Genomic DNA, 20,125 nt, shown 5'->3' with positions numbered 1-20,125 from the left:
GTCCGTCAGGCGACCGCCGCCCGCCCGCCGTCCCCGTGTCCCGTCCCGTGTCCGCTCTCGTGGTGGATCGGCGTCGTGCCGCCGGTCAGCGGCGCTCCCGTTCCGCCGCGCCGGGCGGCGACGATCTCCGCCGTGATGGACAGGGCGGTCTCCTCCGGTGTGCGGGCGCCGAGGTCGAGGCCGATCGGTGAGCGCAGGCGGGACAGCTCCCGTTCGGTGAGGCCCTCCGCCCGCAGACGCCGGTCGCGGTCCTCGTGCGTGCGGCGCGAACCCATCGCCCCGACGAACGCGACCCGCATCCGCAGGGCCACCTTCAGCAGCGGCACGTCGAACTTCGCGTCGTGGGTGAGCACGCACAGGACCGTACGGGCGTCGGTCGTGGTGCTCCGCAGGTAGCGGTGCGGCCAGTCGACGACCACCTCGTCGGCGTCCGGGAAGCGGTCCGGCGTGGCGAAGACCGGGCGGGCGTCGCACACGGTGACGTGGTAGCCGAGGAACTTTCCGGCCCGGGCCAGCGCCGACGCGAAGTCCACCGCGCCGAAGACGATCATGCGCGGGGGCGGCACGTTCGACTCGACCAGCAGCGTCACACCGCCACGGCAGTGCGAGCCTTCCGCCGACAGCTCCACCGTGCCGGTGCGGCCCGCCTCCAGCAGCGCGCGGGCCTCGGCCGCCGCCACCCGGTCCAGCTCCGGACGGCCGCCGAGACCGCCCTCCACCGTGCCGTCGGACCGGACCAGCAGGGCCCGGCCGAGGAGTTCGGCGGGGCCCCGGGCGACCCGGGCGAGGGCCGCCGGTTCGCCCCGTCCTGCGGCCGACAGCGCCGGCCGCAGGACGGGGCGCACGAGGGCGTCGCCGGTCACCGGCGTGACCAGCACGTCGATCGTCCCGCCGCAGGTCAGCCCCACGGCGAAGGCGTCCTCGTCGCTGTACCCGAACCGTTCGGCCACGCTCTCCCCGGTCCGCAGTGCCTCCTGGCACAGGTCGTAGACCGCGCCCTCCACGCAGCCGCCGGAGACCGAGCCGATGACGGTGCCCGCGCTGTCGACGGCGAGGGCCGCGCCGGGACCGCGCGGCGCGCTGCCGCCGACCGCCACCACGGTGGCGACGGCGAACTCCCGGCCCTCCTCGGTCCAGCGGCGCAGCTCCTCGGCCAGGTCAAGCATCCGGCGCCCCCGCGGCGGCCGTGAGGACCCGGTCGGGCCGGATGGGCAGGGCGCGGTGGCGTACGCCGGTCGCGTGCCAGACCGCGTTGGTGACGGCCGCGGCGGCGCCGACGATGCCGACCTCCCCGATGCCCTTGATGCCGACCGGGTCGTCCGGGTCCGGGTCGTCGATCCAGTCGGCCTCGACGCGGGGCACGTCGGCGTGGGTGGCCACGTGGTAGCCGGCGAGGTCGGCTCCGACATGGCCGCCCGAGGCGCGGTCCCGGTGGGCCTCCTCGTGCAGGGCCATGGAGATGCCCCAGATCATGCCGCCGCGCAGCTGGTTGCGGGCGGTGAGCGGGTTGACGATCCGGCCCGCCGCGAAGACGCCGAGCATGCGCCGCACCCGCACCTCACCGGTGCCGACGTCGACGGCGACCTCGGCGAACTGCGCGCCGAAGGAGTGCCGTTCGGCGCGCGGCAGGGCCGCGATGGCCTCGGCGGTGTCGGAGCGCACGGTGATCCCCTCCGGCGGGACGTCGGCGCCGAGGGCCAGCCGTTCGCGCAGTTCACCGGCGGCGGTCCGGACCGCCCAGGCCCAGGAGCGGGTGCCCATGGAGCCACCGGCGATCATCGCGGGGCCGAAGGCGCTGTCCCCGATGCGCACCTCGATCCGCTCCGGCGGCACCTGGAGGGCGTCCGCGGCGACCAGGGTGAGCGCGGTACGGGCGCCGGTGCCGATGTCGGCCGCGGAGATCCGCACGGTGAAGGTGCCGTCCGGGTGCGCGGTCGCGGCGGCGGTGGACGGCATGGCGCCCGCCGGGAACGAGGCCGCGGCCGTACCGGTGCCGAGCAGCCAGCGGCCGTCGCGGCGCATCCCGGGGCGCGGGTCCCGGTCCGCCCAGCCGAACCGGCGGGCGCCCTCCCGGAAGCAGGCGGCCAGGTTGCGGCCGGCGAACGGCAGGCCCGACACCGGGCCCTTGTCCGGTTCGTTGCGCAGCCGCAGCTCGACCGGGTCGATCCCGCACTTCTCGGCGAGTTCGTCGAGCGCCGCCTCCAGCGCGAACGACCCGGGTGCCTCGCCCGGGGCGCGCATGAACGTCGGGGTCGGCACGTCGAGCCGTACGAGGCGGTTGGCGGTGTGGTGGGCCTCGGCGTCGTACATCACCCGCGCCACCCCGGCGCTGGGCTCGATGAACTCGTACACCGTGGAGGTGGCGCTGACGGCGCTGTGCTCCAGCGCGCGCAGCCGTCCGTCGGGGCCGGCGCCGAGCCGGACGCGCTGGGTGGTGGGGCTGCGGTAGCCGGCCAGCGAGAACATCTGGCGCCGGGTGAGGACCACCCGCACGGGCCGTTGCAGGACGGTCGCGGCCATCACGGCGGCGACCTGGTGGGCGCGGACGCCCTTGCTGCCGAAGCCGCCGCCGACGTGCTCGGAGCGCACCCGCACGGAGGCCGGGTCGAGCGAGAAGAGGTTCGCGAGTTCGCCGGAGACCCAGGTGACGCCCTGGTTGGAGTCGATCACCTCCAGCTGCCCGCCGTCCCAGCGGGCGGTCGCCGCGTGCGGCTCCATCGGGTTGTGGTGCTCTTCGGGGGTGGTGTACTCGGCGTCCACGACGACGGGCGAGGAGGCGAGGGCGGCATCGAGGTCGCCCTTCTCCGTCACCGCCGGCATGTGGCCGTCCAGCGGGTACGCGTCCGGGCGCCCGCCGGTGAACTCGACGTCGTGCGGCTCCTGCTCGTAGTGCACGACGAGGGCCTCGGCGGCCTCCCGCGCCTGTTCGGAGGTCTCCGCGACGACCAGCGCCACCGGCCAGCCCCGGTGCGGCACCCGGTCGTGCTGGAAGACCGCGCAGGTCGGGTCGGGACGCATGCCCATCAGACCGGTGTAGTCGGTCTCCAGGCGCATCGCGTTGCGGTGGTCCAGCACGGCCAGGACGCCCGGCATGGCGAGGACGGGCTCGGTGTCGAGGGCGGTGATGCGGCCCCGGGCGACCGTGGACAGCACCAGCCAGCCGTGGGCGAGGCCGGCGAAGGGCACCTCGCCCGCGTAGCGGGCCGCTCCGGTGACCTTGTCCCTGCCCTCGACACGGGTGTGGCCGGTGCCGACGGCGGGCGCCTGCGCGGGTGTTCCGGTGGTGACGGCGGTCATCGTGCGGTCTCCTCGGCGAGTTCGGTCAGGACGGCCACCACGAGGTTGCGGACGAGGTCCACCTTGTACCCGTTGTGCGGCAGCGGCCGGGCCGCCGCCAGCTCGGCGTCCGCCGCGGCGGCGTAGGTCTCGGCGGTGGCCGGAGCGCCGGTCAGGACCCGCTCGGCCGCGGCGGCCCGCCACGGACGGGAGGCCACGGCGCCGAGGGCCAGGCGCGCGTCCTGGACGACGCCGTCCCGGACGTCGAGCGCGGCGGCGAGGGAGCCGATGGCGAAGGCGTAGGAGGCGCGCTCGCGGACCTTGCGGTAGCGGGAGCGGGCGGCGACCGGGGCGGGCGGCAGCGTGACGCCGGTGATCAGCGCGCCCGGCGGCAGGGCGGTCTCGCGGTGCGGGGTGTCCCCGACGGGCAGGTAGAAGTCGGCGAGCGGCAGCCGGCCGGGCCCGTCGGCCGTCTCGAACCGGACCACGGCGTCGAAGGCGGTCAGGGCGACGGCCATGTCCGAGGGGTGTACGGCCACGCAGTGCTCGGAGGCGCCCAGGATCGCGTGGTTGTGGTGCTCGCCCTGGATGGCGGGGCAACCGCTGCCGGGCACCCGCTTGTTGCAGGGCTGGGTGACGTCGGCGAAGTAGCCGCAGCGGGTGCGCTGGAGCAGGTTCCCGCCGACCGTGGCCATGTTGCGCAGCTGCCCGGAGGCACCGGCCAGCACCGCCTGGGCGAGCGCCGGGTAGCGGCGGCGGACCTCGGGGTGGGCGGCCAGGTCGCCGTTGGTGACGGTGGCGCCGATGCGCAGGCCGCCCTCCGGCGTTGTCTCGATCTCGTCCAGCGGGAGTTCGCGGATGTCGACGAGCCGCGCGGGCCGCTCGACTCCGGTCTTCATCAGGTCGACGAGGTTGGTGCCGCCGCCGAGGTAGCGGGTGTCCGGATCGGCGCCGAGCAGGGCGACGGCCCCGGCGACGTCGTGCGCCCGCTGGTAGTCGAACTCCCTCATGCCACGGCCTCCTCGGCGCCCGTCGCGGAGTGCGCGCGGGCCTCGTCCGAACGGGCCCCGGCCGCGCGGGCCACCGCGTCGACGATCGAGACGTACGCGGCGCAACGGCACAGGTTCCCGCTCATCCGCTCGCGGATCTCCTCGGCGGTCAGGGGTGGTGGCCCCGCTTCGGGGCGGACGTCCTCGGTGACGGCGCTCGGCCAGCCCGCCGCGTGCTCCTCGATCATCCCGATCGCCGAGCAGATCTGGCCCGGTGTGCAGTACCCGCACTGGAAGCCGTCCAGGTCGAGGAACGCCTGCTGCACGGGGTGGAGACGGTCGCCGTCGGCCACGCCTTCGATGGTGGTGATCTCGCGGCCCTCGGCCGCCACGGCCAGTTGCAGACAGGCGACGGACCGGCGTCCGTCCAGCAGGACCGTACAGGCCCCGCACTGCCCTTGGTCGCAGCCCTTCTTGGTGCCGGTGAGATCGAGACGCTCGCGCAGGGCGTCGAGCAGGGTGGTGCGGTGGTCGACGGGCAGTGTGTACTTCTCGCCGTTGATCTTCAGGGTGATGACACTGGACGTCGATGAGGCCATGGGCTGCTTCTTTCGCGTTTCCAGGAACGGGGGCCGGCTGCCGGGGGCCGGCGCGGGGGGTGTCGTGCGGTGCGTGCCGCGCGGTGTGTGCCGTGACGGACGGGGCGAAGGTGCGGGTTCTAAGGGCGTGTTCGCAGGGCGCTGTGCCGGTCTGGGTGCCGGGGGCTGGGACCCCGGTGCGGGCGACCGACGCCTGCCGCGCGGCGGCCCCAGCCGCTATGGTGAAGCTAAACGGATAACTGTCCGGTCACAGGAAACGTAACGGACACTTGTCCGCTTAGCAAGGGCGAGGTTCGGCCACGCCGTGAGGAGGACGAGTGCCGCAGCAGAAGGACTCACCCCGGCGCTCGGACGCACAGCGCAACCGCGAGCGCATCCTGCAGGTGGCGCTCACCGAGCTGTCGCGCTGCGCCGACGCCCCGCTCAGCGTGATCGCCAAGAAGGCCGGGGTAGGGCAGGGCACCTTCTACCGCAACTTCCCCAACCGCGAGTCACTCGTCCTGGAGATCTACCGCCACGAGATGCGGCAGGTCGCGGACAGCGCGGAGGACCTGCTCGCCGGCCGGGCGCCCGACGAGGCCCTGCGCGCCTGGATGGACCGGCTCGCCGAGTTCGCCATGGCCAAGGCCGGGCTGGCCGACGCGATACGGCAGGTCACCGGCGCGCCGGGCGGCCCCGCCAAGCCGTCGCCCACCCCGGTGGCCCGCGCGGCGGAGCTTCTGCTGCGCGCCAACGAGGAGGCGGGCACCATCCGGCCCGGAGTCACCTCGGACGACTTCTTCCTCGCCATAGCGGGCCTGTGGCAACTCGACCCCCACGACGACTGGCAGCCCCGCGCCGCCCGCCTCCTCGACCTGGTCATGGACGGACTGCGCGGCGGGGCGCGCGGGACGTGAGGTGCGGCCGAATTCGGGTGGGTCGCCTCACGGTGGGGCGCGGCCGGACCGGGGCGGCCTGGGGTGAAGCGGTTCCGGGCTGCGGGCCGGCGGGCCCTGCGGCCCCAGGGATAAGCGTCGCCCGGAGGGGGCCGGGGCGGGCCCGCCTCGCGGGTGAGGCTCCGAGCCGGTGATGGCCCCGGTAGCGAGGGGCGACGCGGCGCGTCGACGGCCGCCGGCAGGGGGCGCGCGCCTTGCCCCCCGGCGGGGAGGCCGCCCCGGGCCGGGGCCGCCGTGCCCCCCTCACGCCGTCCCCCTCACGCCCCTCAGGCCGTCGCCTCGTCGAGGAGTTCCAGGACGTGCCGGTAGGGGTGCCCCGTGGCCCGGGTCAGGCCCAGTTCGCAGGTGCGGTTGCAGGAGGCGTACGCGTCGTACGTGACCGCGTTCAGCTCGGCCGCCTGGGCGGCGACGGCCGACGCGGTGATCTCCGGGTGCAGCAGACCCCGGTCCCCGGCGAACGCGCAGCAGCCCCAGCTGTCGGGGACCGTCACCTCGTCGCTCACCGCCGCGGCGACGGTGCGCAGGGCGGTCTCGACGCCGAGGTGCACCGTGGAGCAGGTGGGGTGCAGGGCGAGGCGGCCCAGGCGCCGGGGCTCGGGCAGGGCCGGGAGCAGGTGCTCGGCGGCGAAGACCACGCTGTCGACGAAGCGCAGCGCGGCGAAGCGGGCGCGGTCGGACTCCGGGACGGCGTCGCGCAGCTGGTCCAGGCCGTGCGTGCAGGACGAGGCGTCGCACACCACCGGCAGCCGGCCGTGCCCGCTCGCCTCCCACAGCGCTTCCAGGGTGCGCGCGGCCATGGTGCCGTACCCGGCGGTGTACCCCTTGGACTGCCAGGGGGTGCCGCAGCACAGCCCGTCCAGCCCGGAGGGCACGGCGACGGGAACCCCGGCCCGCGCGCACAGCCGCAGGAAGGCCCCGGCCGCGCCGGTCGCCCCGCCGGGGCTGCCCTGTCCGCCGGCCTCCGGGGCGAAGAGACTGCCGATGCACGCGGCGAAGAACACCGCGCGGGCTCCGGCCGGCCGGCGGGGCGCGGGGCGGGCGGGGCCGCCACGCGGGATGTCGTCGCTCCAGGCCGGCACCAGCTCGCCCGCCCCCAGCCGGCGCAGCGCGCCGGTCGCGGTGCGCAGCACGGGGGAGGGGGCGGCGTGCGCTGTATTCAGGGCGGCGCGCACGGCCTTGACGGCGGTCCCCCAGTGCCGGGCCGCCGTGTCCCCCGCGCGCTGCGCGACCGCACCGTGTCCCTCGGCGCGCAGGCGTTTCATCACCGCCCCGGTGTCGATGGTGACCGGGCACGCGGTGACGCAGAGGCTGTCGGCCGCGCAGCTGTCGACGGCCGCGTAGCCGTAGTCCTCCACCAGCGCGCGCCGCCGCTCCTCGTCCCCCGCCGCCGTGGCCAGCGCGATCTCGCGCCGCAGGGCGATGCGCTGACGCGGTGTCGTGGTGACGTCGGCGGTGGGGCACACCGGCTCGCAGTAGCCGCACTCGACGCACGCGTCGACGGCGGGGTCGACCTCCGGGATGCTCTTGAGGTTGCGCAGGTGCGCGCTCGCGTCGTCGTCCAGGAGCACACCCGGGTTGAGCACCCCGTGCGGGTCGCACAGCCGCTTCAGCTCACGCATGACGTCGTACAGCTCGTCGCCGTACTGGCGGCGCACGAACGGCGCCATGGCCCGCCCGGTGCCGTGCTCGGCCTTCAGCGTGCCCCCGGCGTCCAGGACGAGGTCCACCATGGCGTCGGTGAACCGGGCGTAGCGCTCGACCTCGGCGGCGGAGTCGAAGTCCTGGGTCAGCATGAAGTGGAGGTTGCCGTCGCGGGCGTGGCCGAAGATCACCGCGTCCTGGTAGCCGTACCGGTCGAAGAGCCCGGCCAGGCCCTCGCAGGTGCGGGTGAGCCGGTCCATGGGCACCGCGATGTCCTCCAGCAGCGCGGTGGTGCCGGGGCGGCGCGCGCCCGCGACGGCGGTGTACAGGCCCTTGCGCAGGTGCCAGAGCCGGGCCCGCGCGCGCGGGTCGCCCACGAGCGCGGTGTCGCCGACGGCGGGCAGCCGGTCCAGGACCCGCCGCGCGTCCGCCACCCGCTCCGCCAGCAGTCCCGGGTCCTCCTCGGCGAACTCCACCAGCAGGGCCGCGTGCCGCTCCACGCGCAGGCCGCGCACCTCGTCGACGGGGTCGGGGGACCGCTGCGCCACCCGGAGCGACGCCGCGTCGAGGAGTTCGGCGGTGCGGGCACCGGCGGCGAGCAGCGCGGGCAGGGCGTCGGTGGCCTCGGCGAGCCCGGGCAGCACCAGCAGGCCGGTGGCGGTGTGCGGCAGCAGCGGGACGGTGCGGAAGACCGCCTCCCCGACGAAGCCGAGGGTGCCCTCGCTGCCGATCATCAGGTGGGCGAGGACGGCGGCCGGTTCGTCGTGGTCCAGGAACGAGTTGAGCCCGTAGCCCATGGTGTTCTTCATCGAGAACAGCCGCTCGACGGTGGCCCGGGACCGGGCCGAGCCGCGCACCCGGTCGCGCAGCCGCAGCAGGCCCGCGTGCAGTTCGGGTTCGCGGGCGCGCAGCGCCTCGTCGGCGTCGGGCAGCGCGGTGTCGACCACCGTGCCGGAGGGCAGCACGAACTGGAGGGACTCCATGGTCCGGTAGGCGTTGTCCCGGGTGCCGCAGTTCATGCCGCTGGAGTTGTTGGCGACCAGACCGCCGATGGTGCAGGCGGACTCACTGGCCGGGTCGGGGCCGAGCCGGCGCCCGTACCGGGCGAGCCGCGCGTTCACCTGCCGCACGGTCAGCCCCGGCTGCACCCGCACGCGCAGTCCGTCGTCGAGGACCTTGGCGGCGCGCCACGCGCTGCGGACGTCCACGAGGATGCCGTCGCCACCCGCCTGCCCGGCGAGGCTGGTGCCCCCCGAGCGCAGCGTGAGCGGCAGCCCGGCCGCGCGGGCGCCGGCCATCAGGGCGCCCACCTCGGCCGCCGACACGGCCCGCACCACCGCGCGCGGGGTGAACAGGTACGGCGAGGCGTCGTGGGCGGCGGCGACCCTGCGGGGGACGTCGGTCGTGACCCTGGCCGGGTCGTCGACGCACGCGGACAGCAGCTCGGCCAGGCGGTCGGGCCGGTCCGGCGCGTGCGCGGCGGCGGAGGGGGCGTCGGAGGGGGTCATGGGTCCTCGGGTGGGATCAGACGATCCGCAGCAGGTGCGGCGGCCGTGCGACGGGGGCGGGCAGGCGCAGCGGCGCCAGGCCGGGGGTGATGCTGCCGAGCAGCGTGGCCCTGGCGGCGCCGGTGGCGGAGGGGTGGGTGCCGGGCAGGCCGTGGACGGTGAGGAAGCCCAGGACGGCGAAGGCCAGGGCCTCCTTGGCGTCGGAGGGCAGCCCCAGGTCGTCGCTGCGGCGCACCGGCACGCCGGGCAGCTCCTCGCCGATCATGCGCATGAGCACCGGGTTGCGGGTGCCGCCGCCGGAGGCGACGAGCTGGGTGACCCCGTGGGCCCGGCAGGCGTCGGCCACGGTCACGGCGGTCAGCCGGGCCAGCGTGGCCAGCACGTCGTCGGTGGCGGGCGTGGGTACGGCGTCGAGCGCCCGCAGCAGGTACGGCAGGTGGAAGTGCTCCTTGCCGGTGGTCTTCGGTGCGGGCCTGCGGTAATAGGGGTCGGCCAGCAGGAAGCGGAGGAGTCCGGGGCTGACGTTCCCGGCGGCGGCCCGGCGTCCGTCCGCGTCGTAGGCGGCGCCGTCGCCGGTGAAGTGCCGTACGGCCGCGTCGAGCAGGGCGTTGGCGGGGCCGGTGTCGAAGGCTAGCGGTTCGGCGCCGGGCGCGAGGACGGTGACGTTGGCGATGCCGCCGAGGTTCAGCGCCGCCGGGGTGCCGGGCAGGGCGCGCAGCAGCAGGCTGTCGGTCAGGCCGACCAGCGGGGCGCCCTGGCCGCCGGCGGCGACGTCCCTGCTGCGCAGGTCGGAGACGACGGGCAGCCCGGTCTCCTCGGCGATCCAGGCCGGCTGGCCGAGTTGCAGGGTGCCGCGCACGACGCCGTCCTCCACCCAGTGGTGCAGGGTCTGGCCGTGCGAGACCACCAGGTCCGCCGCCCCCGCGCACAGCTCCCGCAGGGCCCGCGCCGCCGCTCCCGCGAAGGCCTGCCCGATGCCGCTGTCCAGCGCGCAGACGGCCTGCGTGGTCGTGGCGGCCGGCGGCAGCGTGGCGGCGATCAGGGCGCGCAGGTCCTGCGGGTAGGGCACGGAGAGGTGGCCGAGGGGGCGCAGGAGCAGGGTGTCGCCGTCCAGGGTGAGGTCGGCGGCGGCCGCCTCGATGGCGTCGTACGACGTGCCGGACATCAGCCCGATCACCCGCATGGCGCCTTCGGGACCGTCCGCCGCCCGCTCGGCGGACGCGGTGCGCTGCGGCTGGGACATGGTGCGTGCCTCCGGGGGCGTGCGTGGAAGGAAGGGGGCCGGGGTGGGTGCGGTCCTCGCTGTCCGGCGCGCGGCGGGGGGCGTGCCGGTCCGGTCCGCCCCCCCGCCGGGCAGGGATCAGTCCTGGTGGACGGCTGCCGCGACCCGCCCCTCGTCCGGGCCCGGTTCGCCGTCGGCCGGCCGGGCCGCCCCGGGTTCGGGGGCGCGGTGGAACAAGCTCATCAGGCCGCCGACGACCAGGGTGACCACCACGCCGATCGGCACCAGCCACTGCGCGGCGATGGCCGTCGGCACGGTGGCGCCGCCCACGGTCACGTCGATCTTGACCTCACGCACGATGTACGTCATCACCGCGACCGTCACCAGGAACGCCACCACGGAGTCGGCCTCGCCCGCGCGCCGGACGATCCGGCCGAGCAGGAACGCCCCGAGCAGGGCGCCGTAGGTGTAGCCGGCGATGGTCAGGCCGGTCAGGTAGACGTTGCCCGTGCTGGTGCTGAACGCGCAGGCGAAGACCGCCATCAGCGCCGCCCACACCAGCGTCATCACCCGGGCGAGCTTCAGCAGGGACGCCTCGGACGGCGTCGTGCGGAAGAAGCTGTGGATGATGTCGGCGACGGTCGAGTTCGACATGGAGTTCAGCGCCGAGGACAGCGAGCCCATGGCGGCGCCGAGGATGCCGGCCACGAGCAGGCCGGAGACCACCACGGGCAGGCCGTGCAGGATGAAGTCCGGGTACAGGTTGTCGGAGCTGTTCAGGCCCAGCTCCTTGAAGCTCTTGCCGTCGTTGTACGACCACAGCAGCGCGCCCACCAGGGAGAACGCCGCGAACTGGACGGTGACGAAGACGCCGGAGGCGATCATCGCCTTCTGGCCGTCGCGCAGGGAGCGGGTGGCCAGGATGCGCTGGACGATGAGCTGGTCGGAGCCGTGGCTGGCCATGGCGAAGATCGCGCCGCCGACGATCGCGGTGGGCAGCGCGAACGGGCTGGTCAGGATGTGCGCCAGGGTGAAGTCGGTGTCGAACAGCCGGAACTCGCCCGCGTGCAGGGCGTGCGAGAAGCCGGCGCCGCCGACGTGCCCGGACAGGACGGCGATGGCGAGGACCGCGCCGCCCAGGTAGAGGCCCATCTGGATGGCGTCGGTCCAGATGACCGCCTTGATGCCGCCGAGGTAGGTGTAGACGACGGTGATCACCGTGAGCACGATGATGATGACGCGGTAGCCCGCGTGCACGCCGAACTCGTCGAGCAGCAGCTTGATCGGGATCGCGGAGGCGAACAGCCGCACGCCCTCGGCGAGCAGACGCGTGAAGACGAAGGTGACCGACGCCAGCCCCTGGAGTTTCAGCCCGAACCTGGTCCCGAGGTACTGGTAGGCGCTGACGAAGCCGCCCCGCTTGTACAGGGGGATGAGTACGGTGGCCACGACGACGCGGCCGATGACGTAGCCGAGGGCCAGTTCGACGTTGCCGAAGCCCTGTCCGCTGTACGCGCCGCCGGGCACGCTGATGACGGTGAGCACGCTGGTCTCGGTGGCGACCACGGAGAACGACACCGTCCACCACGGCATGCCGCTCTCGCCGACGAAGTAGTCCTTCGCCGTCTTCTGCCGGCCGGCCAGGCGCAGTCCGATCACGGCGATCGCCACCAGATAGACGACGATCACCACGAGGTCGAGTTGGCGCACGCTCTCTCCTAAGCAACGGCCGGCGGGGAGACCGGCGGGGTGGGGACAGGGGGGAAGGGGGCCGTCCGCCGGACGCGGACGACATGCGGTTCGTGCGGCCCGCGGGCGTCCAGGGCCAGCAGGCGCGCGCCGTCCAGCGGGTCGCCGAGCGGGGGGCGCAGCCGCAGGGGGCGCGGGAAGCCGGCGAGCGCGGAGCGCAGCGGCCCGAGCAGCGGTTCGCCGAGGCCGGTGAGCCCGCCGGTGACGGCGACGTCGAGGCCGTCGCCGCCGATCCGGCGGGCCGCGGCGAGCACGGCCTCGCCGAGCGCCGTGGCGGCGTCCCGGACGATCGCCGAGGCCGTGGGGTCGCCCGCCGCGGCCGTGCGCGCGACGTCCGGTGCGAAGGACGCGGCGGTACGGGCGGGGTTGCCGTCGCGGCCCAGGGCCGACGGCAGCCGGTCGGGGTCGCCGAAGCGCTCGGTCGCGGCGGCCAGCAGCGCGGTGTCCGGGCCGCGTCCGTCGTGGGCGCGCAGCGCGGCCCGCAGCCCGGCGGCGCCGATCCAGGCGCCGCTGCCCTCGTCGCCGAGCCAGGGACCCCAGCCGTCGACGCGGGCGTACGCGCCGTCGCTCCCGATGCCGATGGCCACCGCGCCGGTGCCGATCGCGAGCACGACGCCGGTACGGCCGCCCAGGGCGCCGGCGTGGGCGGTGACCGCGTCGCTGGTCACGGCCACCTCCTCGGCGGACAGGTCGTCCAGGAGCAGCCCGGCCAGGGCACGGGCCGCGTCCGGTGCGGCGGCGGCTCCCGCCGCGCCCACGCAGACGGCCGCCGGCCGGACGGACGGCTCCCGCGCCAGCAGGGGCCGGACGGCGGCGAGCACGGCGGCGCGGGCCGTCGTCACTCCGTCGTCGGTGGCGAGCCCGGGGGCGCCGGGCACCTCGTGGACGTCTCGGGCAGGGCCGGCGCCGTCCCACAGCACGGCACGGCAGCCGGTCTTGCCCAGGTCCACCGCGACTGCTGCTGTCATGCGGCACGCCTTCGTGTGTCCAGGGATCCGTCACGTCGAACGGTCACCAGTGGCCGGAAGACCGGTGGCCGGCGCGGATCGCGGTGCAGCGAGTATCAGAAGGCGGACCTCCGGATGTCAATAAGTAACGTCATCGAGTGAGTCCCGTAAATTTTTGACGCCGCTCGCAGGGCGTGGTTACTGTGGCGCCACCCAGTCGGGCGTTCATCCAGGAGGCAGCGGTCCATGGCCGGCCAGAAACCACCCCGCACCCCGGCCCGGCCGGTGGACGAGTCCCCCGCCGGGACCCTGGCGCGCATCCGCGCCGAACTGCCCGCCATGGCACCGTCGGAACGACGGGTGGCCGACGTCGTCCTGGCCGATCCCGCGCAGGCGTCGGAGCTGTCCATCAGCGCGCTCGGCCGGCGGGCGGACACCTCCGTGGCCACGGTCATGCGCTTCTGCCGGACCATAGGCATCACCAACTACCCCCAGCTGCGCCTCGCCCTCGCCGCCGCGGCGGCCCGCGAACACGCCCTCGACGGCGAGCGCCCGATGCCGAGCACCGACATCAGCGCCACCGACACGCTGAGCGAGATCGTCGAGAAGATCGTCTACAACGAGGTGCGGGCCCTGGAGGACTCCGGGGCCGGTCTGGACATCGACGTCCTGGGCCGTGCGGTGGACGCCGTGGCGGGAGCCCGGCGGATCGACATCTTCGGCGTCGGCGCGAGCGCCTTCGTCGGCCAGGACCTGCACCAGAAGCTGCACCGCATCGGCCACATGGCGTTCATCTGGACCGACCGGCACGCGGCCCTCACCGCGACGGCGCTGCTCGGACCCGGCGACGTGGCCCTCGCGATATCCCACTCCGGGGAGACCGAGGACACCGTCGAGCCGCTCCAGGCCGCCGCCGCGCGCGGCGCGACCACCATCGCCCTCACCAACGTCCCCCGCTCCGCGCTCGCCCGCAGCGCGGACCTCGTGCTGACGACCTGCGCCCGGGAGACGCCCTTCCGGTCCGGCGCGACCGTCAGCCGCATCGCCCAGCTCGCCGTCGTCGACTGCCTGTTCGTGGGCGTCGCCCAGCGCGGCTACGACGCCGCGACCGCGGCCCTGCACGAGACCTACGAGGCGGTCCGCCGCCGCAGCACCCCGCAACCGGGACGCCGCACGCAGACGCCCGACTGACGCCGTACCGGGGGTGCTCGGCAGGAGCGCCACGTCTCCGACCAGTTGGCACCGGCGGCTCCGCCCCAGCGGCCGGCGCGTCCGCCCCCGAGCCCCGCCCCTGTCCCCGAGCCTCCGGCTCCGAGCCCCGCCCCTGTCCCCGAGCCTCCGACTTCGACCAGCAGCCCGCGCCTCCGACAGCAGTCCGCGCCGACGACTCTCCGTACCCCCTGAGCCTCCGGCTCCGACCAGCAGCCACCGAGCTTCCGTCCCCGGCCAGGAGCCCCTGCCCACGAATCCCCGGGCCTAGGACCCGGACCCCCGCCTTCGAGCCCCCGGCTCACTCCCGCAGCTCCCGCTCCACCACCCAGACTTCCCGCCTCCGCCTCACTCCAGGAGCCCCGGCTCCGACCAGCAGCCCCCCCGAGCTCCCGGCTCACCCCCCGACCCCTCCCGTTTCGATGCGGAGCCCCCCGCTCCGGCCACCAGCCCCGCCACCCGAGCCTGCGCCGCCCCCCTAGCCTCCGCTCACCCCGAGCCCCCGGCTCACCCCCCCGTACCGTCCAGGAAAGGAAAAGCCGCCGTGGACCTCAGCACTCTCGGCACCGAGACCCGCAACGAGCGGACCGTCGATCTCGACCGCATGCCGGTCGGCGAACTGCTGTCGGTCATGAACGACGAGGACCAGACCGTCGCCCTCGCGGTACGCGGCGCCCTCGCGGAGATCGGCACCGCCGTCGAGGCGATCACCGCGTCCCTGCGCCGCGGCGGACGGCTCATCTACCTCGGCGCCGGCACCAGCGGCCGTATCGGACTGCTCGACGCCGTCGAGTGCCCTCCGACCTTCGGCACCGCCCCGGAACAGGTGGTGGGACTGCTCTCCGGCGGTCCCGGCGCCTTCGTCGTCGCGGTGGAGGGCGCCGAGGACGAACCCGAGCGGGCCGCCGCCGACCTCGAAGGGATCGGCGTGGACGACCGCGACACGGTCGTCGGGCTCGCCGCCAGCGGCCGTACCCCCTACGTCGTCGGCGGACTGAAGCACGCCGCCGCCAAGGGCGCGACAACGGTGTCGGTCGCCTGCAACCGCGACGCCGTGATCAGCCGCTACGCCGACATCCCCATCGAGGTCCCCACCGGGCCCGAGATCCTCACCGGGTCGACCCGGCTGAAGGGCGGCACCGCCGAGAAGATGGTCTGCAACATGCTCTCCACCGCCTCCATGGTCCGCCTGGGCAAGGTCTACGGGAACCTGATGGTCGACGTCCGGGCCAGCAACGAGAAGCTGCTCGACCGCGCCCGCCGCATGGTCGTCCAGGCGACCGGCGCGGACCCCGACGCCGCCGCCGGGGCACTGCGGGCGGCGGACGGACACGCCAAGACCGCCATCGTCATGCTCCTCGCGCACTGCACCGCCGAGGAGGCCGCCCGGCGCCTGGAGAAGGCCGGCGGCGACACGCGGACGGCCGTGGGCCGGCCCTGAACAAGGCGCACACCAGGCTTACTTCAAACCTTGACTTAACTCCGCGGAATTGCTTGGATCCGGAGCGGTCGCGCGCCGCCGGCACCGTGCGGCGCCGACCCCCGACACCCCCGGAGCCCAGGGAGCAGGCGTGGGACGTCATCTCACCGCACTAGCGGCCGTCGCGACCATGGCCGTGTCCGCGCTGGTCGGCGCGGGCCCGGCCGCGCACGCCGACCGAGCCGCGGGCGGGCCGCCCGGCCACGGCCGGATCGTGACCGGCACCTACTCCACCGGCGCCGCGCGGGCCTGGGTGCCGCTGCCGGAGGTCAGGACCGGCACCGACCCCGGCGGCCCGGTCGACGCCACCGTCGTCGCGGACCCGAAGGCCGTCCGGCAGCAGTACGCGGGCGTGGGCTTCTCCCTGGACGAGACGAGCGTGTCCAACCTGTGGAAGCTCACCCCCGCCGAACGGGAGAAGGCCGTCCGGCTCCTCGTCGACCCCGTGCACGGCGCGGGCCTGGACCGGTTCCGGCTGACGATCGGCAGCCCCGACCTCATCGAGCACCTGCCGTTCTGGTCGGAGGACGACCTGCCCGACGGCGTCACCGACGACTTCGGGCTGAAGCACTTCTCCATCCGGCGGGACGTCGACCTGCACATCATCGACACGGTCAAGCTCATCCAGCGCTACAACCCCCACGCCACCTTCTTCGCGTCCGCGTGGAGCGCACCGGCCTGGATGAAGACGAACAACCGGTTCACCGGGCAGGTCGCGCTCAAGCCCGGGAGCAGCACGGAGTACTACCAGGCCGGCAAGTTGCGGGACGACTGCATCGACGTCTTCGCCCGCTACTACGTCAAGTTCGTCCAGGCTTACGCCCGGCACGGCATCCGGGTCGACGCCCTGACCCTGCTGAACGAGCCGGGCATGGACGTCGTCTACCCGGCCATGGACATCAGCGTCGCCCAGCAGCAGAAGCTGGCCCTGGCGATCAAGCGGGAGTTCCGGGCCGCGCGGCTGAACACCGGGCTGTACGTGCATGACTTCAACTTCTGGGACTGGCGCGACCCCCACAGCGAGGCGACCAAGAACTACCACCGCATCTTCGACGACGCCCCCGACGGCTCGGTGACCGGCGCGCAGGTCCGCGAGGCGGCCGACGCCATCGCCTTCCACCCCTACTGGGGCGACCCGACCGTCATGCGCGACGCCTACGAGCAGACGGGCAAGCCGGTCCAGCTCACCGAGACGAGCGACCTGTCGCCCTCGACCATCCTCGACGACTTCCGCCTCGACGCCGGTTCCTACATCCTGTGGGCCCAGACCACCGACCAGGACGGCGGCACGCTGCACTGGACACCGGCCCGGGACAACGACGTCGACTGGAACCAGGTCGCGGCCACCACCAAGTGGCGGGACCGGCTGGTGACGGTGAACACGGCCACGCGCGACTTCACCGTCCGCGACGAGCTGTACCCGATCGGGCAGTTCGCAAAGTACCTCGCGCCCGGCGACGTACGCCTCGAATCCAGCGCCGCCGAGCACGGCATCGGCAACGTCGTCTACCGCAAGAAGGACGGCTCCTTCGTCGCGGTCCTCGGCAACAGCGCCCACACCGACGGCAAGGTCCGGATCACCGTCGCCGGCCAGTCGTTCGTGGTGACGGTCCCGGCGGACTCCTTCGCCACCTACCGCTGGAGGAGCGGCCCCGGCCGCTGACGTCAGCGACCGCCCGGGGCGGCGGCCTCCAGGTCGGCGACGCTGCCCGACATGATGGTCCGCACATGCTCGGTGATGTGCTCCAGGGGCCAGTCCCACCAGGCCACCGCCAGCAGCCGGGCGACGTCCCGGGGGGTGTGGCGGGTGCGGACGAGGCGGGCCGGGTTGCCGCCGACGATGCCGTAGTCGGGCACGTCGCCGGTGACCACGGCCCCGGTGCCGATGATCGCGCCGTGCCCGATGCGCACCCCGGGCATGACCGTCGCGCCGTGGCCGAACCACACGTCGTTGCCGACGACGGTGTCCCCGCGGTTCGGCAGGCCGGTGAGCAGGTCGAAGTGGTCGGCCCAGGAGCCGCCCATGGTGGGGAAGGGGAACGTCGAGGGGCCGTCCATGCGGTGGTTGGCGCCGTTCATGATGAACCGCACGCCTGTGCCCAGCGCGCAGAACTTGCCGATGACCAGCTTCTCCGGCCCGTAGTGGTAGAGCACGTTGCGCGTCTCGAACGCGGTCGCGTCGTCCGGATCGTCGTAGTAGGAGAACTCCCCGGCCTCGATCAGCGGGGACTTCACCAGCGGCTTGAGCAGCACCACCCGCGGCTGCTCGGGCATCGGGTGCAGGACCGTCGGGTCGGCGGGTACGGGCATGGCGAAGGGCTTCCCAACGGTCGGCGTGACACGGGCCGTTCCATGATCCCCGTACCGGGTCGTCCGGTACACCGGTTTACGGGGGCCCGGCTATGCGTCCAGCCCCTCGGCGCACGCCGACCGGATCTCCTCCAGGAGCTCCGGATAGTGCTCGCCGTAGGTGTTCACCGCGTGCCACACCGCGTCCAGTGCCGCCCTGAGCGGGGCGGCCCCGGTCGGTACGAGCGTGCCCAGGGCCTGGCCCAGGCCCCGCCTCGGCCCGCCGTCTCCCGAACCCGCTGGACCTGGGGGCCGACGGCATCGAGCGCGTGCACCAGGTCGCTGTCGAAGCGGAGCAGACCGCGGACATTGCCGCCGGCACCGCGCAGCGCCTCGCTCGGCAGCCGTCCGCTGGACCAGGCTGGTGCGGTCCGACACCGGGCGGAAGGACACCTCGGCCACGTCCTCCCAGCCCGGGTCCAGCGCGGGGGCGCCGTCGTGCACCTCGCCCGTGACCGGCCTGCGCATGGTCGCCCTCCCCTCGGCCGCCGACGGCCTCCTGGATCCCCTGCCGGGCGGGCCGTCACTGCTTCGCATCATGCGGCACGCCACTGACGACGCCGTGGCACCACGTCCGCGCGACGGCGACGGCCTCGGGACTCAGACGATCGACTTGATGGTCCTGTCCGCGTAGCGCAGCGTCTCGTCGACGGCCTCGTCCATCTCGCGCAGGGCGCCGGGCTCCGCCGTGAGCAGGGCGCTGACGTTGATGCTGCTCACGGCGACGAGGCAGCCCGCCACGGTCAGGAACTCCCGGTACCGGGCCTGCCCTTCGCGCCCGAGCGACTCCCAGTCCCGGGGCTCCGGCGGCAGACCGGCCCTCCACTTCTCCAGGGCGTGGGTGCCGTGCACGCTGACGTACTCCATGATGGCCGTGGCGCGGTGCAGTACGTCGATCATCGTGTCGAAGCCGTGCTGCGACTGGTCCAGAGCCGCCTCCGCGACCTCCACCTCGGTGCGGAGCCGCTCCTCCTCCCTCTTGGTCCGGCGCTGCCTCAGGACGTAGAAGCCGGCGGCCGCCAGCGCTGCCGCCGGGGCGGCGACCATCCCGGTGAGCAGGAGCACTCCACCCGCCATGCCCGCACCGCCGGCGGCCAGCGTGCCCCCTCCGAGGAGGGCCAGGGTCGCGTTGGTCGCGGCGACCCCGGACAGCGTCGAGATGGCCGCTCCGGTGGAGGCGGTCCCGAGCAACGCGGCGGCGGTGAACGCACCGTAGGCGGCGGCGCCGCCGACTGCCGCCCCCGCCGCGCCTCCGGCGGCGGCACCCCGGATCGCGTTGGCGATCCCGGCGGACATGGCCTCGACCCGGATCGCGGTGGGGGTCTCGCCCGTGCCCTCGATCTCCTCCTCACCGGGCCGCTCGGGCTCGGGCGCCCCGCTGATGCTCTCGGCCAGTTCCACGAACCTCAGGAAGAACTCGTCACGGGCGGAGTCGTGGACATGGTTGAAGGCCTCTCCGAGTTCCTGGGTGATCTGGGACCGCTGGGCCACCTTCTCGTTGATCCCGGCGTGGCGCCTCTTCGTCTCCGCGACCTGGTCGCGCAGCTTCACCGGCCGCTGGCCGCGCTCACGGGCGAGGGACCTGGTGCGCTCCTCGGCCTCCTGCGTGAGCTGCGCCGGAGTCAGTCGCAGGGCGAGGGCTATGGCGGCCAGACGGCGCTCACCGGGGCTGATGAGCCCGCGTTCGATCCGGGAGATCGACACCGCGCCGCCCTTCCCGTAGTCGGCCCGCCCGGCCAGCTCTTCCTGGGTCATCGGCGGTGTCAGGGCCAGGCGGTGCTCGCGGATCACGAGGCCCATCGCCTCCGGGCTGACATCAGTCACCGGTTCCGGCCTCCTTGGTCAGCGGGCTGTGACGGCGCCAGGAGGCCTGTGCCTCGCGGACGAGCGCACCACCGGAACGGAAGGCCTGGGCACTGTCCTCGGCGAACCGCCTGGCCGCCTTGACGACGGCCGGGTCACGGCGGACCTGGTCGGCGACCTGGACGTTCTGGACGGCCGTGAGGGTCAGGAGAGCGATGTTGAGGCGGGACATGGCGGTGGACCCTTCGTCGCTGATGACGCCTGCGCGCGCCAACATAGCGTCACTTAGTGCGCGGCGTCCGCACTATGACGGAACCGGCCGCGGCGGCAGGCCGGCCACCGCCACCGGACACGCCCGCCGGGTGTCCTGAACGCGGCACGCCTGTCCGGTTCTCGCCGTTCCGCGTTAAATGCCTGG

General features: G+C 74.4%; 15 protein-coding genes. 4 read left to right on the top strand and 11 right to left on the bottom strand.

The annotated features are described in order from the left end of the window. Nucleotides 1–5: 5 nt before the first annotated feature. From ACZ5DC_RS32830 to ACZ5DC_RS32815, 4 genes are read right to left on the bottom strand one after another with little or no spacing between them, the layout of a single operon-like run. A complete protein-coding gene (locus ACZ5DC_RS32830; protein WP_468658796.1) occupies nucleotides 6–1,166 on the bottom strand; it encodes an XdhC family protein in 1,161 nt (386 codons plus the stop codon). Continuing rightward, complete coding sequence (locus ACZ5DC_RS32825; RefSeq protein ID WP_468658794.1) at nucleotides 1,159–3,297, bottom strand: xanthine dehydrogenase family protein molybdopterin-binding subunit; 2,139 nt, start codon at nucleotides 3,295–3,297, stop codon at nucleotides 1,159–1,161. Before ACZ5DC_RS32825 ends, ACZ5DC_RS32830 begins: the two co-directional genes overlap by 8 nt. Beyond that, a complete protein-coding gene (locus ACZ5DC_RS32820) occupies nucleotides 3,294–4,286 on the bottom strand; it encodes an FAD binding domain-containing protein (protein ID WP_468658792.1) in 993 nt (330 codons plus the stop codon). The genes ACZ5DC_RS32825 and ACZ5DC_RS32820 overlap by 4 nt, the downstream gene beginning before the upstream one ends. Then, a complete protein-coding gene (locus tag ACZ5DC_RS32815) occupies nucleotides 4,283–4,864 on the bottom strand; it encodes a (2Fe-2S)-binding protein (protein ID WP_366753587.1) in 582 nt (193 codons plus the stop codon). The genes ACZ5DC_RS32820 and ACZ5DC_RS32815 overlap by 4 nt, the downstream gene beginning before the upstream one ends. 317 nt (nucleotides 4,865–5,181) lie before the next feature. On the opposite strand from ACZ5DC_RS32815, the gene ACZ5DC_RS32810 reads away from it, so the two are divergent. Beyond that, nucleotides 5,182–5,760 (top strand): TetR/AcrR family transcriptional regulator, encoded by a 579-nt coding sequence (locus ACZ5DC_RS32810; RefSeq protein ID WP_468658789.1) that lies wholly within the window; start codon nucleotides 5,182–5,184, stop codon nucleotides 5,758–5,760. Between the two features lie 305 nt (nucleotides 5,761–6,065). On the opposite strand, the gene ACZ5DC_RS32805 is transcribed toward ACZ5DC_RS32810, so the two are convergent. The 4 genes from ACZ5DC_RS32805 to ACZ5DC_RS32790 all read right to left on the bottom strand — a co-directional run bounded on the left by ACZ5DC_RS32805 (nucleotide 6,066) and on the right by ACZ5DC_RS32790 (nucleotide 12,887). After that, nucleotides 6,066–8,948 carry an FAD-binding and (Fe-S)-binding domain-containing protein gene (locus ACZ5DC_RS32805; protein ID WP_468658787.1) on the bottom strand — a complete coding sequence of 961 codons (2,883 nt, stop codon included), beginning with the start codon at nucleotides 8,946–8,948 and terminating at the stop codon, nucleotides 6,066–6,068. A gap of 16 nt (nucleotides 8,949–8,964) precedes the next feature. Further along, nucleotides 8,965–10,131, bottom strand: a complete 1,167-nt coding sequence (locus ACZ5DC_RS32800; protein WP_468659108.1) for an anhydro-N-acetylmuramic acid kinase — start codon at nucleotides 10,129–10,131, stop codon at nucleotides 8,965–8,967. A gap of 177 nt (nucleotides 10,132–10,308) precedes the next feature. Further along, a complete protein-coding gene (locus ACZ5DC_RS32795) occupies nucleotides 10,309–11,880 on the bottom strand; it encodes a sodium:solute symporter (protein WP_468658785.1) in 1,572 nt (523 codons plus the stop codon). A gap of 8 nt (nucleotides 11,881–11,888) precedes the next feature. Further along, nucleotides 11,889–12,887, bottom strand: coding sequence for an N-acetylglucosamine kinase (locus ACZ5DC_RS32790; RefSeq protein ID WP_468658783.1), 999 nt, complete (start codon nucleotides 12,885–12,887; stop codon nucleotides 11,889–11,891). Nucleotides 12,888–13,112: 225 nt separating this feature from the next. On the opposite strand from ACZ5DC_RS32790, the gene ACZ5DC_RS32785 reads away from it, so the two are divergent. From ACZ5DC_RS32785 to ACZ5DC_RS32775, 3 genes are all read left to right on the top strand, one after another. After that, complete coding sequence (locus ACZ5DC_RS32785) at nucleotides 13,113–14,057, top strand: MurR/RpiR family transcriptional regulator (protein WP_468658781.1); 945 nt, start codon at nucleotides 13,113–13,115, stop codon at nucleotides 14,055–14,057. A gap of 562 nt (nucleotides 14,058–14,619) precedes the next feature. Further along, on the top strand, nucleotides 14,620–15,516 hold the full coding sequence (murQ, locus tag ACZ5DC_RS32780; RefSeq protein WP_468658779.1) for an N-acetylmuramic acid 6-phosphate etherase: 897 nt from the start codon (nucleotides 14,620–14,622) through the stop codon (nucleotides 15,514–15,516). A gap of 130 nt (nucleotides 15,517–15,646) precedes the next feature. After that, complete coding sequence (locus ACZ5DC_RS32775) at nucleotides 15,647–17,218, top strand: glycoside hydrolase family 30 protein (RefSeq protein WP_468658777.1); 1,572 nt, start codon at nucleotides 15,647–15,649, stop codon at nucleotides 17,216–17,218. Nucleotides 17,219–17,220: 2 nt separating this feature from the next. On the opposite strand, the gene ACZ5DC_RS32770 is transcribed toward ACZ5DC_RS32775, so the two are convergent. The 3 genes from ACZ5DC_RS32770 to ACZ5DC_RS32760 all read right to left on the bottom strand — a co-directional run bounded on the left by ACZ5DC_RS32770 (nucleotide 17,221) and on the right by ACZ5DC_RS32760 (nucleotide 19,939). Beyond that, on the bottom strand, nucleotides 17,221–17,865 hold the full coding sequence (locus ACZ5DC_RS32770; protein WP_468658774.1) for a CatB-related O-acetyltransferase: 645 nt from the start codon (nucleotides 17,863–17,865) through the stop codon (nucleotides 17,221–17,223). 639 nt (nucleotides 17,866–18,504) lie between these two features. Beyond that, nucleotides 18,505–19,728 carry a helix-turn-helix domain-containing protein gene (locus ACZ5DC_RS32765; protein WP_468658772.1) on the bottom strand — a complete coding sequence of 408 codons (1,224 nt, stop codon included), beginning with the start codon at nucleotides 19,726–19,728 and terminating at the stop codon, nucleotides 18,505–18,507. Continuing rightward, on the bottom strand, nucleotides 19,721–19,939 hold the full coding sequence (locus ACZ5DC_RS32760) for a hypothetical protein (RefSeq protein WP_468658770.1): 219 nt from the start codon (nucleotides 19,937–19,939) through the stop codon (nucleotides 19,721–19,723). Before ACZ5DC_RS32760 ends, ACZ5DC_RS32765 begins: the two co-directional genes overlap by 8 nt. Nucleotides 19,940–20,125 lie beyond the last annotated feature (186 nt).

This window comes from Streptomyces sp. NPDC031445 (assembly GCF_055581365.1).
The sequence above is the reverse complement of the archived record's forward strand: the minus strand, read 5'-3'. Positions and strand labels throughout refer to the sequence as shown.